Annotated in this window: 9 protein-coding genes; 6 read left to right on the forward strand and 3 right to left on the reverse strand. The window is 38.3% G+C overall.

Annotated elements, in window-relative coordinates; translation table 11 throughout:
* Positions 1-103: 103 nt before the first annotated feature.
* Complete coding sequence (locus M899_RS15250; protein ID WP_021272307.1) at positions 104-3004, forward strand: helicase C-terminal domain-containing protein; 2901 nt, start codon at positions 104-106, stop codon at positions 3002-3004.
* Here M899_RS15250 and M899_RS15255 read toward each other — a convergent pair.
* Both M899_RS15255 and M899_RS15260 read right to left on the reverse strand, forming a co-directional pair.
* Positions 3001-3792, reverse strand: a complete 792-nt coding sequence (locus tag M899_RS15255) for an RMD1 family protein (protein WP_021272386.1) — start codon at positions 3790-3792, stop codon at positions 3001-3003. The genes M899_RS15250 and M899_RS15255 overlap by 4 nt on opposite strands.
* Positions 3789-4514: a hypothetical protein gene (locus M899_RS15260; protein WP_021272340.1), complete on the reverse strand. Its 726-nt coding sequence runs from the start codon at positions 4512-4514 to the stop codon at positions 3789-3791. The genes M899_RS15255 and M899_RS15260 overlap by 4 nt, the downstream gene beginning before the upstream one ends.
* 172 nt (positions 4515-4686) lie before the next feature.
* Here M899_RS15260 and M899_RS15265 point away from each other — a divergent pair, with 172 nt between their 5' ends.
* Genes M899_RS15265 through M899_RS15280 form a run of 4 tightly spaced genes read left to right on the forward strand, consistent with a single transcriptional unit; the run spans position 4687 to position 7542 of the window.
* The gene (locus M899_RS15265; RefSeq protein WP_021272320.1) at positions 4687-5046 is read left to right on the forward strand and encodes a hypothetical protein; all 360 of its coding nucleotides are present in this window, start codon (positions 4687-4689) and stop codon (positions 5044-5046) included.
* 20 nt (positions 5047-5066) lie between these two features.
* On the forward strand, positions 5067-6380 hold the full coding sequence (locus tag M899_RS15270; protein WP_021272370.1) for an MATE family efflux transporter: 1314 nt from the start codon (positions 5067-5069) through the stop codon (positions 6378-6380).
* Entirely contained in the window at positions 6373-7047 is a 675-nt protein-coding gene (locus tag M899_RS15275; RefSeq protein ID WP_021272299.1) for a class I SAM-dependent methyltransferase, read from the forward strand. Before M899_RS15270 ends, M899_RS15275 begins: the two co-directional genes overlap by 8 nt.
* Before the next feature lie 9 nt (positions 7048-7056).
* Positions 7057-7542: a YchJ family protein gene (locus M899_RS15280; protein ID WP_021272416.1), complete on the forward strand. Its 486-nt coding sequence runs from the start codon at positions 7057-7059 to the stop codon at positions 7540-7542.
* Here the strand turns inward: M899_RS15280 and M899_RS18015 are convergent.
* A complete protein-coding gene (locus M899_RS18015; protein ID WP_021272358.1) occupies positions 7539-8519 on the reverse strand; it encodes a M12 family metallopeptidase in 981 nt (326 codons plus the stop codon). The genes M899_RS15280 and M899_RS18015 overlap by 4 nt on opposite strands.
* Positions 8520-8858: 339 nt before the next feature.
* On the opposite strand from M899_RS18015, the gene M899_RS15290 reads away from it, so the two are divergent.
* Positions 8859-14657, forward strand: a complete 5799-nt coding sequence (locus tag M899_RS15290; RefSeq protein WP_021272376.1) for a C1q-like domain-containing protein — start codon at positions 8859-8861, stop codon at positions 14655-14657.
* Positions 14658-14678: the final 21 nt, after the last annotated feature.

Consider the following 14678-nt stretch of genomic DNA (forward strand, 5'->3'; position numbering starts at 1 on the left):
TGTCAATCGAGAAGCTAAGATTAGAATAAAATGGGCGCATTTACAATCTTTTGAGATGCGTTATAAACAAGTTTCAAACTTATTTTTATTAAAGGTAAACTTTATGTCTTCTACACAACATCCCCTAGGCCAATGGGCCGTGGTTGATATTGAAACAACTGGCGCTGATTCTAACTATGATGAAATCATCGATGTGGGTTATTTAGAGTTTGAAGGCACAAAACTTGTAAAAAAATACAACTCTCTCGTGCGCTCAGAAATTCCATTAAGTCATTTTATTCAAAAACTAACTGGGATTACACCAAAAATGGTGGCCAAAGCACCAAGACCTGAAGAAGTGATTCCTGAAATTCAAGAGCTCTATGGAAAGCACCTGTTGGCCCACAATGCTGAATTTGAAGAAGCCTTTTTAGGAAAATTCTTTGATGAAGTTGACGATGGTTTGCAAAGAGAAAGTTATGAAGACTCTCTCTACTTTTTGGCCCTTCTTTTTCCTCACTTTTCTTCTTTCAAGTTAGAAAATTTTATTGTGGATTGGGGACTTGCCCAGAAAGAGATGCACAGAGGATATGAAGACTCTGTGGACTTATTGAAAGTCATATTAATCGCTACACGTGTTATTCACGATGATAAGGCGCGCTTTAATACTCTTCATTCTCTTTTTCAAAAGTATGAATTGAAAGATTACTGGTATTACAAATTTTTTAGCTTAGACAGAGTTTCACTGCAAGAGATTGCTGATCAAATCGATTTTGATCTTGAGAACCATGTGAAAATTGCAAAGGAAAAGCTTGAGGCCACTCAGGCCCCGCTTGATTTACGGCCTAAGGCCTTTTCTTTCGATTTTACGGGTCAAAATATTAAGGCAATCTACGATAATGAAGAAGTTGTAAAAAATAGACTCCCGCATTTTCGCTATAGAAAGTCACAAGAGGATCTCTCTCTAAGAGTTGGGCAGGCCTTTAAAAATAAGGTGCACGCCTTAGTTCAGGCCCCCACAGGTACGGGGAAAACATTGGGATACATGATCCCTGCGGCCCTTCATTCAATTGAAAATCAAAAACAAGTTCTGATTGCTACAGGGACCAAGGCCCTACAACATCAGGCCATGGCCAAAGATGTACCACAACTAAGAATGCTCCTTGGCCTTGATGAAACAGAGCTTCGCGTGAAACAACTTGTAGGATCAGGCAACCATTTGTGCGAGCTTCTTTTTAGACAATCACTTGAAGAAGATGATCTTTTTAAAGATCAAAAATCTTTTCAAGATAAATTTACAAATATGTATTTTGATATGGTCTTCTATCATAATGCCCATGCAATAAGTGGTAATCAAATTCTTAGAGCTGATTTACCTTTTGTATTTAAGAAGAAATCAAAATACTTTGACGATAAAGAAAGTGAATTAGCAGTTGATTTTAGGGCCTGTACAGGTAAGAGCTGTCCGTTTAAGAATGAATGTTCGTACATCAAAGGGCTTAGAGAGGCCAAGGATGCTGATATTATTATTGGAAACCACTCATTAATGTTCTCATGGCCAAAGTCTTTTCCAAGACCAGAGTATATTGTTGTAGATGAGGCCCATAAGATTGAAGGTGAGACGACAGATGCTTTCTCATATGAAGTAAGTGCAAAAGATTTAGAAGGTTTAAACAAGTCTCTATTGCACTTACAAGGTATAGGTTCACTTTTCTATCTTCTTTCTCAACATGAAGAAAATGAAGGGGAGAGTACGGAGATTATCAACTTTATTCGAAGTGAGGCCATGTCTCTTCAGCGCATGCTTGCCGATCATCTTGTTGGTCTTCCCGATAAAGTAGAGAGCTACTTTAAAAAAATGCCTCGTTATACATCAGATTATTGGAATGAGCTTCCTATGATTAAAAAGGGAGCAAACGATCAACTTGGTAAAAATATTTACAACCATCTTGATAGTATCCGCCATATTGTATCAGAACTTTTAAAACTTATGATGCCTTACTCAGTAAAATGGGAAGCGAGTAATCTTAAAAATGATAATGAGATTATTGCCTTTACTCGTTTTGAGGCATTCTTTGGCCACGTAAGTGATATTGCGACAGCACTAGAATTTGGTCTTGGTTTTCCAGATTATAGAAGTGACTACACTCATTCGTTAAAATACTTAGAGGCGCAAGGTTTTATTATGAATTCATGTCCTATCAATGTTGGACGTGTTTTGCATGATGGGCTTTTACAAACATCTGCCTCAGTGGTTTTCACTTCTGCGACTCTTGGCAACGCTCATGGTGACCAAGGGGCAAAGGGGATTGAATGGGCCACTGGTTATGTCTATACAGAGCCTGAAAGACGCTTTAAGAGTGGTTTTTTCCTGCCTGCCACGTATGATTACGAGAATAAGACTCGTGTTTTCTTATGTGATGATGTTCCTTCACTCCATTCTCATGATTTTATTGATAAGGTCCTGGGCCCAGTAAGTAATGTTATTCGCAATCTTGAGGGTCGATCTTTGCTCTTGTTTTCTGCTAAAACACGTTTTGAAAAGGCCAGAGAATATTTACTCTCAAAATTTGAAGGAGAGCTTCCTGTCTTTGTTCAAGGTATGGGAAATAATGTTGTAGAGGAATTTAAAAACTCTGGAAACGGAATACTTCTTGGAATGGAATCATTTGGAGAAGGGATTGATGTACCAGGAGAGGCCTTACAATTTGTCTTTATTGATAAAGTTCCAGATCTTCGCATGGATCTTGTCATTAATGATCGTAGAGAGTTCTATGAATCAAATATTGGAAATGAATTCACTGATTATTATCTTTCTCATAGAACACGCTCACTTCATCAAAAGCTTGGACGTCTGTTAAGAACAGAAAAAGATTATGGTGGTGTAATCATAGTTGATTCCAGAACGAGAAATTGGAAAGGCAAGACAATGGAAAAGGTGCTTAAGTTAATGGAGCCTTACAAGCTAGTTCGTACATCACTGGACTCAGCTTGTAAGGGCGTAGAAGAATTTATTCGTCACTAAAATAATTTAAGTAGGTCATGTCCTAAAAAGATTACTAATTCAATGGCGATAAGCCAGATAATAATCCACTCAAGTTTAGATGAGTGGCGGTGGTTTAGCTCTTCTGACAGGATACTTAGAAGTTGGTCAATGACTTCAAGTTTCTTGTTAACAACACTGAGACGATTTTCTACTTCGAGATAATTCTTTGTCTTCAAGTAGTAATCGTCTAGCTCAGGATATTCCCAGAAAAATTCAGGCTTATCTAGTAGGTCGTAGTGTAGGTTCACTCTCGACTTTTTCTGATAAAGGAGACCTCGCATTTGGCCCATTTGTTTTTTTGTTAATTTAATTGTACCGCTAATTGAAAGCTCTCTTGGAATATGAGCAGTGTCTTCAATTGATTTTTGAATTGAAGTTTCCATTTGAGAGAGTTTCATTGATTGGGCCACTGCATGGGAAATGGCCAATTTCATGACTTTATTATTCTCTTTCAGATAGATATGATCATCTGAAACTTGAAATGAATCATTGTTCGGACTGTATAGAAATTCATCAATACTTAATGAATCTTCTTTTACTGGAACATTCATAAAGCTTTTAATTTCTTCCTTAAATCCTACTATATCGAAGTCACCTTGTGACCAAGTTACTAGAACCCCATAGGGAAATAAGAAAATATCAGCGCCATCTCTATTTATAAAAATAGAGTCTTTAAATATTTTTATTGAATATTTTTTTGCTAGTGATTCAGTTAATTCTTTAAAAGAAAAACTATCAGCTAAACAGTGTCCGACACATGAGTTCATTGTTCTTTATCCAAGTTGTTGAGGTACTTTATTTGTATCTTAGTTCCTTCAGGAGTTCTAACGAGATAGGGAATTGTTAAGTGTTGACTGAGCCAGATTCTCAAAGAGTCTTCGGTTTCGACACCTTCGAGCTGTTCTTGAACTTTATACTGTACACTTTGGACAGTATTTCCTTCAATGGTGAGGTTTTCTGTCGAGGTACTTTGTCTTTGAACAACAATATTTTTAAAGACTGGCTCTTCTTCATATGTCCACAGGTTACGACTTACTAGAGTCGAGTAGTAGTTGCGTCCAGTATTTTCAAATTTTTTCGAGCGAATAAAAAGCATACAAGTACACATGGCCGGAGTGGCTATGTGAAATTTTGGGCTAGAAGGTAAAACAACTTTTTCTTCACCAGCTCTTGAGATGAATGAGTATTGAATACGTGTTGCCTTAGAATCAAAGAGAAAAAGTTCAGTGACTTTCTCTTCTCCAAGCGCACGATCAATGATGACCTTTTGCGGAATAAAATCTTTATTCACAGTATAATCAACGTTGATATTGAGGAGTTCCCCTGTTGCAACGCGTGAAATTAGTTGAGATTGAAATGTCGTGGTGTAGTCTTTGCGATCTCGAAAGACTTCAAATGTTTCTTCGCAATAGACATTATCATTACGTGTATAAGCGTAAGAGCCTCTAAAAACTTTATCTTCACTTTGTCTTTTTTTGAAATATCCCATACTTAAATTGTAATTGAGATTTAAAAAACTTGGAAGATAGCTTTTTGTGCAATGTGATTAAAGTGGAGTTCTTTTGTCGGGTGAGATTTGTCAAAAAATTTACAAACAATTTCGAAGAAATTGAGTACTATAGTCAAAATACAAAAATTAATTTTATTTTCAAGAGGTAACAATGGATAAGTATGTACTTTATCGAGTGATGCACTTTGTAGCAATTTTCTTTTTCTTATCAGGTATTGGCGTAAGCTTTTTCGGCGGAGAAAAAACTCCAAAAATCACAAAGATCATTACAGGAATCGCCTCTCTACTCATTCTAGTTGGTGGTATGGGTCTAATTGTTTATGCTCTAGGAATCAAACACGCTGATAAATGGCCAGGTTTCTTACATGCTAAAGTTACAATTTGGGCCATAGTGACTGTATTAGGACCTGTTTTAGCAAAACGTTTAACAAAATTTCGTCTTGCAGCGTTTTATGGTATTGTCATTCTGGCTTCATGTGCAGGATATTTAGCTGCAGCAAAACCATTTTAAAACATAGCGAGTCTACATAAATGAAGAACTTGGTGGCCCTAAATTTTAGGGCCCTTTTTTTATTCTCTATTCCGAGTATTTTTGCCTCACTGCTTGAACCCTTGTCTGGAGTCGTGGACACGGCCTTAGTTGGTCGTATGAACACGCAGTGGCTCTCTGCCATGGGGATCGCGGCCATTATTTTAAGTTCATTCACATGGATGTTTAATTTTTTAATTCACGCATCTACTCAAGGTGTTTCTGAGGCCTATGGGAAAAATGATTACTCGGAACTTTGTTCACGTATTAAAATCTCTACGCTGGTTGCCCTTATTCTCGGTATTTTGACTTCGATCATTCTTTATTTGATTAGAGTACCCCTGTATAAATTCACTGGGGCCAGTGAATCACTTATTCCACTAGTAGATGAATATTTTTCAGTAAGAATACTTGGTCATACAGTGACTCTACTTTTTACCACTTCGCTGTCTCAACTTCGAGGCCTTGGTAAAGTTCGTGCAAGCTTTTTTATTGTGGGTCTTTCAACATTTTCAAATATAGTTCTCTCTTGGTATTTTCTTTATGTTCTTAAAATTGGTCTTAAAGGAGCAGCAATAGGAACTGTGCTAGGAAATGTTCTAGGATTAATCGCAACAATTGTTGTCCTTTCAAAAAGTGAGATCATTAAAGAATTTTTTAAGAACTCAAAATTTGAAAGAGAGGGGCTCTTTACATTTGGCAAGAATTCTTTGGATTTATTTGGGCGTTCATTTTCTTTAACGTCTTGTTTCTTTCTGTGTACTAAATTTGCTGCAGGACTTGGTGTAACTCAACTTGCGGCCCACCAAATCCTCTTGCAAGTTTGGCTCTTCAGCTCTTTTTTCATTGATGGAGTAGCCATAACGGCCAATGTCGTTGGGGCAAATTTGAAGGCGAAAGGGGATAAGGAATCTTTGAGAAAAATGTCATCGATTCTTTTAGGACAAGGATTTTTAATTGGTGTTTTTTTTAGTGCAACTTATTTTCTTTTCGATACTTATGTCCAGAGTCTGTTTACTACAGATAGTAAAGTCATAGAAGAGCTCGCAAAAGTATGGCCACTTATTGCCCTTACTCAGTGGTTTGCAAGTGTTGCCTATGTTTATGATGGACTGCTATTTGGATTTGGTGCCTTTGCCTTTATTCGTAAGCATATGATGATTGGAGTATTCGCAGTATTTCTGCCTCTTGCTCTACTTGTCTTTGTCTATGATAATTTACTCATACTGTGGATTGCATTGAGCGTTCTTCTTATCTATAGGGCCGCCAGTGGATTTTATAAAACGAGAAGCGAAGTAGGAGTGGCCCATGTCTAAAACAACAAAAAGAACCACTGGTGCAGTTGGCTTTGCTGATGAGTACTGGCAAGTCAATTATGCCTCACCTGAAGAAATGGACGGCATTGGTAATGTGCAATCTCATGTGGGTTATATTAAAAACTTATTTGGTCTCGAATTTATAGACGTGAGTAGTGTTATTGATTTCGGATTTGGTTTAGGTCATTTATTTGAAGGTGTCTTAAAAGAATTTATTCCCTTCAAAGCAGTTGGAGTTGAACCATCAGAGTTTGCTTTTAATGAAGTGAAAAAAAGAGATATTAATCCTGTTGAGAGTACTAAGCTTCAACTTTACAATACTGATATTATATCTTTTTGTAGAAAATATCCGTCTCTCAAAAGATTCGATCTAGGTATTTGTACTTCGGTTTTTCAATATTTGAATGATGATGAAATTGAAGAGGCCTTGGCCTTTATGGCATTGAAGTGTAAATATGTTTATTTCTCAGTGCCAACTGATATTGAGCTAAAGAGGCAAGTGGAAGAGTTAGAATTCTTCGATGAATATGCCATTAGGCGCTCGAGGTCCAAGTATCAGAAGATGATTAAAAAACATTTTACCTTTGTGTCTTCCAGAGTACTGGAAAGTAAGATACACTTTGATGAAGAAACGACTTCATTTACAGATTTATTATTTAGATTTTAGGGAGAGTCTATGCAACATTGTCCATGTGGATCAGAACAAACTTTTGCAAATTGCTGTGAAAAATATATTTCAGGAAAAGAAAGTGCTCCTACTGCTGAGATCTTAATGCGTTCTCGTTATAGTGCTTATGTTACTGGAAATATCGATTATATCGTGGCCACTCACCATGAAAGAGATAGAGATGCACTAGAAGTTAATGAAATTAAAACTTGGTCTGAAAATTCAAAATGGCTAGGTCTTAAAATTGTCTCTACTGAAAAAGGTGGAGAAAAAGACACGGAAGGAAAAGTAGAGTTTATTGCAAACTTTGATATTGCTGGTTCAAAGCAGGCCCATCACGAAATGAGTGAATTTAAGAAAGTTGATGGAAAGTGGTACTTTGTTGATGGCCACCAAGTACACCAAAGCTATACAAGAAATTCTCCTAAGTTAGGAAGAAATGATCCTTGTTCATGCGGTTCAGGTAAGAAATTTAAAAAGTGCTGTGGGGCCTAATCTACCCCACAGAAATTATGTTCGAATTGGTAGGCGGTATTGATATCTTCAAAACAGCCTACCGCAAATCCATTGATGACAATTGTATAAGGCGCACTTGAACCACAAAGCTCTGAGCTTTCTGTGATCTCACAAATTTCATTTTTTAGACTTTCGCGAAATTCTATTTTTTCTTGTTCTACATCGATTTCATGCATTCTTTCTATTTGTTCTAAAGTTAATGGTTCTTTTTTTGGATAAATCTTAGCAATAAAGATTTTGTCGCTTAATGAAAGATTTAGCGAACCACTTGTTAGGGCATACCCATTGTTGAGTTTTGCTCCATCAATTGAGTTGTAGTGCATAATGGAGAAACGATCATATTGTGAAACTTCATTTTGATCATTTCTTTCTTCTCGCTTGAAATTAACGGAACATTCTTCTTTCTCTTTTATATTATAGAGTGCGCAAATTAATTTGAGTTGTTCTTCGTCTTCGTAGTAGTTTGTATCAGGGTGCTGATGTTCATGCTTTAAACCTAGTGCATGACCAATTTCATGAAGGATAACACCTTTCAATGACTGAATATGGTTGTCTGTTCCAATAGTCATAAAGGATTTAATAAATAAAGAATCATCGTAGCCATTTCCCAATTTTGAAGAACCGCCACTTGAAGAAGGATCAAATTTAACAAGAATAGTTTTTCTCCAGAATTTTGGAGTTAATAATCCTGTTCTCGTTTTATCAATTTTATGAAATTCAAAATTTAAGTTTATGTATTTTTCCCATTTTCTCGCTTGGGAAATAAAAATATCGATATGCTCTATTTTACTCTCTTCTAGAAATAAAAATTTTATTGTGGATTCATTTTTCCATTTGTTCTCTTTAGTAAGTACCTGTGAACTAACCTTTGTTTGATTTGATACCTGTTGATTTTCTTGTTGCTGCTGACAAGAAAGAAAAAAGAAAAGAGGTAAGAAAAGAAACATTTTGTTCATGACTGCTCCAAAGTTATTCAGAGGTTAAAAAGCAAGATATGGGCCAAAAAGTGTTCATATTCTTAGGGCAATAGTCCCTTAATATGTCCAGTTGACCAGTAGTGTGTCAAAAAGCTAAACACAAAAGGAATATGAAATTTATGCGAGATTTTATAAGAACTAAGAAAATAAAGAGGGCCACGAGGAAAGTTGGCAGAATCAAAAGTCAGTAAATTTTAATGATTTCCAGATTTCAATGGTTTGTTAAAACAATAAAATAATTTTCACATATTCTCCTAAGTCACCGATAAAATTAAAGCAGTTAACTTTTTTTTACTGCTGTACGTTGGTGGACATTAATTGAAATTATTTACCGTAATTCTATTTTTCTGCCTCTATCTTGCTCAAGTATTTGGGAGTGAAGGCATTTCATATTCTGGTCGTTTAGTGACGGCCAGTGGTGCTCCTATCTCTGGACCAGTTGATTTACGTTTTTCAATTATTGTTAACGATGGTTCTAGCGATAGCACGGCCTGTGGCCTTGTAATTAATAATGCCAACCTTTCAAATGGAGTTTTTAATGTAGAATTTGATTTTGGTTCGGCCTGTGTTGGCGCAACAAAATCTTTATCAGAAGTCCTCTCAGATGTTCAAAAAAATGGTCATACTGTTTATTTGCAAGTTGAAGATCTTACTCATTCAAAAATTTATTCAAAACAAAAAATTCAATCAACTCCAAGGGCCCTTATTGCCAATAAAGTTGCTGAAGGTTCAATCGATCATCTTAGCTTTAAAGGAATTGCTGCAGTTTGCGGGGCAAACAAAGTTTTAAAAACAACTGCGAGTGGTGGGTTTATTTGTGATGATTATGTTGCAAGTGCTGGCGGGAGTGTTACTTCAGTAAGCGCTGATGCCAATGGTGCCTTAACTGTCTCTGGTCCGGCCACTGATCCTGTCTTTGCCGTAAATGTCGATAATACAACTCTTGAAATTTCATCAAACGCTTTACAATTAAAGTCAGGGACTAATGGTAGTGTTCTTATGACAAATGGTTCAGGTATACCGACCTGGACAATGTTTGGAACTTGTCCAGCAGGTAGCTCTATTCGTGCCATCAATAATGATGGCACAGTGGTTTGTGAAGGTGATGACAATACAGTATTAAGCGCAGGTAATGGTATCGATGTTCTGTCTCTTGCTGGTGGAACAATTATGATCGCCAACGATAGCGTTGATTCCTCAATGATAGCTGATGCTTCAATTGTTGATGGCGATATCAGTGCCAGTGCCAATATCGCCCAATCAAAGATTTCAAACTTATCAACTGATCTTGCTAATAAAATTCCCACTAGTGCTCTTTCAACTGATTCAAACCTTGGGACAAGTGACTCTTTAATTCCTTCCCAGAATGCTATTAAAACTTATGTAGATGCTAGGGCGAGTCAGTGGGGAACAAATCTAACAGATATTTATTATGGTGTCGGAAAAGTGGGAATTGGGACAACTTCTCCTGTTCGCTTACTTCATGTTAATGAAGATACTAATACACAGGCGATGATTCGTATCGAGTCTGATCGTGATGGCCTAGGGGCCTCAACCGCCGTCTTAGAGTTGATGGCACCTTCATCGCCAGCTCCTGCAAACAAAAAGAATTTTCAAATTATGAATGTAAACGGCACGACAGAAAATTACGTGGCCATTACATCTAATGATGATGCCATGGGGAGTGCTTCTAAAATATTAAATATCACTCACTCTGGTAAAGTTGGGATTAATAATACAACTCCTAGTGAGGCACTTGATGTTTCGGGAAAAGTTAAGGCCAATGAGCTTTGTATTGGCGCTGATTGTCGCGCTGTTTGGCCAAGTGCAGGAGGAAGTGGAACAGTTACTTCTGTTACTGGAGGTAGCGGACTTACAGGGGGAACAATTACAAGCTCGGGGACACTTGCCGTTGATGTAGGAACAACTGCTGGAAAAATAGTCCAACTTGATGGGACTGGAAAACTTGCTACAAGTGTAGAAACGGATCCGACTGTTCAGGGCTTTGCAAAGTCGGCCCTTCCTACATGTGGTGTTGGACAGGTTTTAAAATCTAATGGAACAAGCTTTAGCTGTGTTACTGATGTTGATACAGATACCAATACAACTTATAGTGCAGGCACTGGACTTGATCTTACAAGTACAACTTTCTCTGTTGCAACAGGTGGGATTTCTAATTCTCATATTAATGCCGCTGCCGCTATTGATCAGTCAAAGATTAATGGATTAACAACTGATCTTGCTGCAAAGATGCCATTGAGCTACCTCAATACTAATACTGCCCTAGGAACAAGTGATGTTCTTGTTCCGTCTCAAAATGCCGTTAAAAACTATGTTGATGCTAGAGCAAGTCAATGGACTAATAGTGGTGCAAATATTTATTTCAATACAGGAAAGGTTAGTGTCGGGACTCCAACAATTGGAGCTAGTGAACACTTTAGAGTCAATGCACCTGCGAATAGCTATAGTGCAACGTTCTCAAGTCCAAATGATACTTGGATGGCCGTTGAATTTGAAAATACCTCAAGTGGTGCCACATGGGAATCTGCTGTAACGGGATCGACTTCTCATGCAGGAATGCCGGCAGGTTCATATTATATTTGGGAACAAAATAATATTGGTTCTGGCACTGGAGCACGAGTTGTCGTTGCCCCTGGTGGAAACGTTGGGATCGGAGTTGCTGCTCCAACAGAGAAGTTGCAAGTAAATGGTAAAGTGAAGGGGACTGAGCTTTGTATTGGAACTGATTGTCGAGCAGCATGGCCAAGTGCCGGAGGTTCTGGAACAGTCACTTCTGTTGCAACGGGCACAGGACTTACTGGCGGTCCAATCACAAGTTCTGGAACACTTGCTGTTGATGTGGGGACAACTGCTGGGAAAATTGTACAACTTGATGGATCTGGAAAACTCGCAACAAGTGTAGAAACAGACCCAACGGTACAGGCCTTTGCAAAATCGGCACTACCAACTTGTAATGCCGGTGAGGTTTTAAAATCTAATGGCACAAGTTTTAGCTGTGTTACAGATATTGATACAGATACGAATACTACTTACAGTGCATCTACTGGCTTAAGTTTAACAGGAACTGCTTTTTCAGTTGCTGCTCAAGGGATATTAGATACAAACTTAAGTGGTCTTTCTTCAAGTTGTGGCAATGGACAAATACTTCTTACAAATGGACTTGGCTCTTTTTATTGTGGTGATAGACACTGGAGTGAAAACTCTGGAGATCTATTCTTTAATACAGGAAGCGTGGCCATTGGAGGAACGACTCCCGATACGAGTTCACTTCTTGATTTACAATCGACAACAAAGGGGTTTCTTCCTCCAAGAATGACTACCGCACAAAGAGATGCTATCGCTAGTCCTAGTGAAGGTTTAATAATTTTTAATACGACAACGTCTAAATTAGATTTTTATGATGGAAGCTCATGGAAATCAATGTTTGGTAAAGCGAATTATATAAAATTAGGGATGAACGCTTATCAAACAGTGGATAACGGGAGTGTTATAAATTTTAATACAATCATTTCATCGAATGGAATGACTACTTCAGGTAATGGTATCAACTTAAAAGCTGGAGTTACTTATAGACTTGAAGCTGCCGTTAGTACAGTTGCTGCTTCAGGTAGTGGATATCTTGGATATTACCTTCGATCAGCTGCAGGTACAATTGGACTTCAGGCCTATACAACAACACCTGTTGGTACAGGTAATTATGGATTTAAAGGACAAGTTTTTGAAATATACACGCCAGCAATAGATGAGAATGTCTGGATTCAAGTTGGAGATGATAATATTGGAACTGGGCAAGTCTCTCATCATTACAACACATACTTTGCTGCTACAGAATTAAATGTGAGTTACAGCACAAGTGGTGGAGGCTCATTAACAACTGATTCAGTTACCAGTAATGAAATTGCTGATAATGCTGTTACGACTACTGAAATTTCAGATGGAACTATTACTTCTTCTGATATTGCAACAAATACTATAACCGTAGATAACGTTGATTTTGCTTCTTCTAATGGAATTAATATCCCTCAACTTGCAAGTAATCCAGCCTCAGGTGTCGCTGGGCAAATATACTATAACACTGCCACTAATAAAATGATGGTTTATGACGGGACTACTTGGGTAGATCTCTCATCTTCTACTGGATCAAGTGGTGATGCTTTAGGGGCCCCTGTTGATATCGCTCTTAATACTTCTGTTCAGGCCACACAAGATGGACTTCTCGTAGTTGTTCCTGGTGGTGGAGGAACACATAGTTATCATGAGGTTCGCGTTGACACGGTTGATCCACCTGTTGCGCTAAGAGGCTGGGGGAAGGCCTACCACTCAGGTGGTTCAATGGCGACTTCTACAGTTCCAATTAGAAAAAATGAATATTTCAAAGTTGTAAATACCTATGGAAATGATCCAGGGCTTATTCGCTTTTTCCCACTCTCTGGTGGAGGATCATCACTAGGTGATAGCAATGGTGTGAAAATCCCTCAACTAGCAAGTGACCCTTCGTCTCCAGTGACTGGACAAGTTTATTTTAATACGACGACTAAAAAGCTAATGGTTTATAACGGAACATCTTGGGAAGAGGTTGGATCATCAAGTGGTGGTCTCGTTCATACGCAAACTGTAGATCAAGCAAGCTCAGTATCATTGCCAAATACTGTTTGGACTGATGTTCTTAGTTTAGTTGTTAGTAAAACTTCTAAATTTAATATTTTCGCAGGGGGAACTGGGCAAACAAGTGCATCTTGGACGTACTTTGCCTTTCATTGCAAGCTTTATAAAAATGCAGATATTTTACAAGATAGTCCTTTCTATTACGGTGGTGGGCAGTCAGGGTCTACGGCCTATGTGCCTCAAAGACTTTATTCGCTCTCTGATCTAACTTCTGGCGATGTGATTAAAGTTTCATGTATGCGCTCAAGTGATGTTTCATCAAGTACGAATGGATGGAATATTACTCTTGTTGAGGCAGCATCTGGAGGATCATCACTAGGTGATAGCAATGGTGTGAAAATCCCTCAACTTGCAAGTGCTCCTTCATCACCAGTTGTTGGGCAGATGTATTACAACACAAGCTCTGGTCTAACAATGGTTTACGACGGAACAACGTGGCAGTCTCTTGGTAATAGCATCCCAGCGGGTGCCATTATGGCCTTCGATGCAACTAGTTGTCCTGCTGGTTGGTCTGAGTATACCGCGGCCCAAGGTCGTTTCTTAAGAGGTATTGATAAGACGGGAACTAATATTGATCCGGCCGGACAAAGAGCTGCCGGTCATATCCAAAATTTTGATTGGGTTGGTTTTAGTATGACTAATACTCTTCAAAATGTGAGTTCGGGCTACAGCCATGGACCTGTGGATATGGGGAAATCAACATCGACATACGTCGGTAATCTCTTTGCTGGGGGATGGAATAATCCATCTGCGGCATCAGGGGTAAGATGGAATGCCGCCGATGAGATCCGTCCTAAAAACGTTGCCGTTCTTTATTGTTCATTCAATGGTGTCTCTGCTCCTCAAACGGCCGGTTCAAATCAATTAAAGGTTGGAGATACATCTGTAGAAATGACTGATAACGGAAGTGATGGCTCAATATCAATGAAAGTTGATGGCAGCGAAGCTCTTCATATTTCAAATGATGGTAAAGTGGGAATCGGAACATCTACACCAAGTGCAAAACTTGAAGTGGTTGGAGGCAATATTCAGGCCCCTGATCATGTTTCATTTGAGGCAAAAAATTGTAGTGGTTCTGTTTCTTCTGGATCAAGAATAGTTTGGGAATCTGTCGGCCACAATACAGGTGGACATTACAATAGTTCTAATGGTGTTTTCACTGCACCTGTAAATGGTATTTACCAATTTGGATTTAACACTCTCGCGAATAATGCTGGCTCGGGAGAGTATCGCTATGGTTTTTATAAGAATGGTGCTCCCGAAAATATTATGATCACAGTTAAAGCAGCAAACTCTTGGGAAACAGTTCAGGGTACGCTTATGACTAAACTTAATGCTGGAGACACCATTGATATTCGCTACACCATGGGAACTGGTGTGACTTATACAGATTGTAACTTTAATCGCTTTTGGGGGCGTTTAGAGAATTAATATTTTTTGTTGTACGTTGGT

Source organism: Bacteriovorax sp. BSW11_IV, assembly GCF_000447755.1.
GTDB lineage: Bacteria > Bdellovibrionota > Bacteriovoracia > Bacteriovoracales > Bacteriovoracaceae > BSW11-IV.

Excerpts from the sequence above, each read along its gene's own strand:
- M899_RS15270 (WP_021272370.1), top strand. The coding sequence starts at position 5,067 with ATGAAGAACTTGGTGGCCCTAAATTTTAGGGCCCTTTTTTTATTCTCT.
- M899_RS15260 (WP_021272340.1), bottom strand. The coding sequence starts at position 4,514 with ATGGGATATTTCAAAAAAAGACAAAGTGAAGATAAAGTTTTTAGAGGC.
- M899_RS15250 (WP_021272307.1), top strand. The coding sequence starts at position 104 with ATGTCTTCTACACAACATCCCCTAGGCCAATGGGCCGTGGTTGATATT.
- M899_RS15275 (WP_021272299.1), top strand. The coding sequence starts at position 6,373 with ATGTCTAAAACAACAAAAAGAACCACTGGTGCAGTTGGCTTTGCTGAT.
- M899_RS15255 (WP_021272386.1), bottom strand. The coding sequence starts at position 3,792 with ATGAACTCATGTGTCGGACACTGTTTAGCTGATAGTTTTTCTTTTAAA.
- M899_RS18015 (WP_021272358.1), bottom strand. The coding sequence starts at position 8,519 with ATGAACAAAATGTTTCTTTTCTTACCTCTTTTCTTTTTTCTTTCTTGT.
- M899_RS15280 (WP_021272416.1), top strand. The coding sequence starts at position 7,057 with ATGCAACATTGTCCATGTGGATCAGAACAAACTTTTGCAAATTGCTGT.
- M899_RS15265 (WP_021272320.1), top strand. The coding sequence starts at position 4,687 with ATGGATAAGTATGTACTTTATCGAGTGATGCACTTTGTAGCAATTTTC.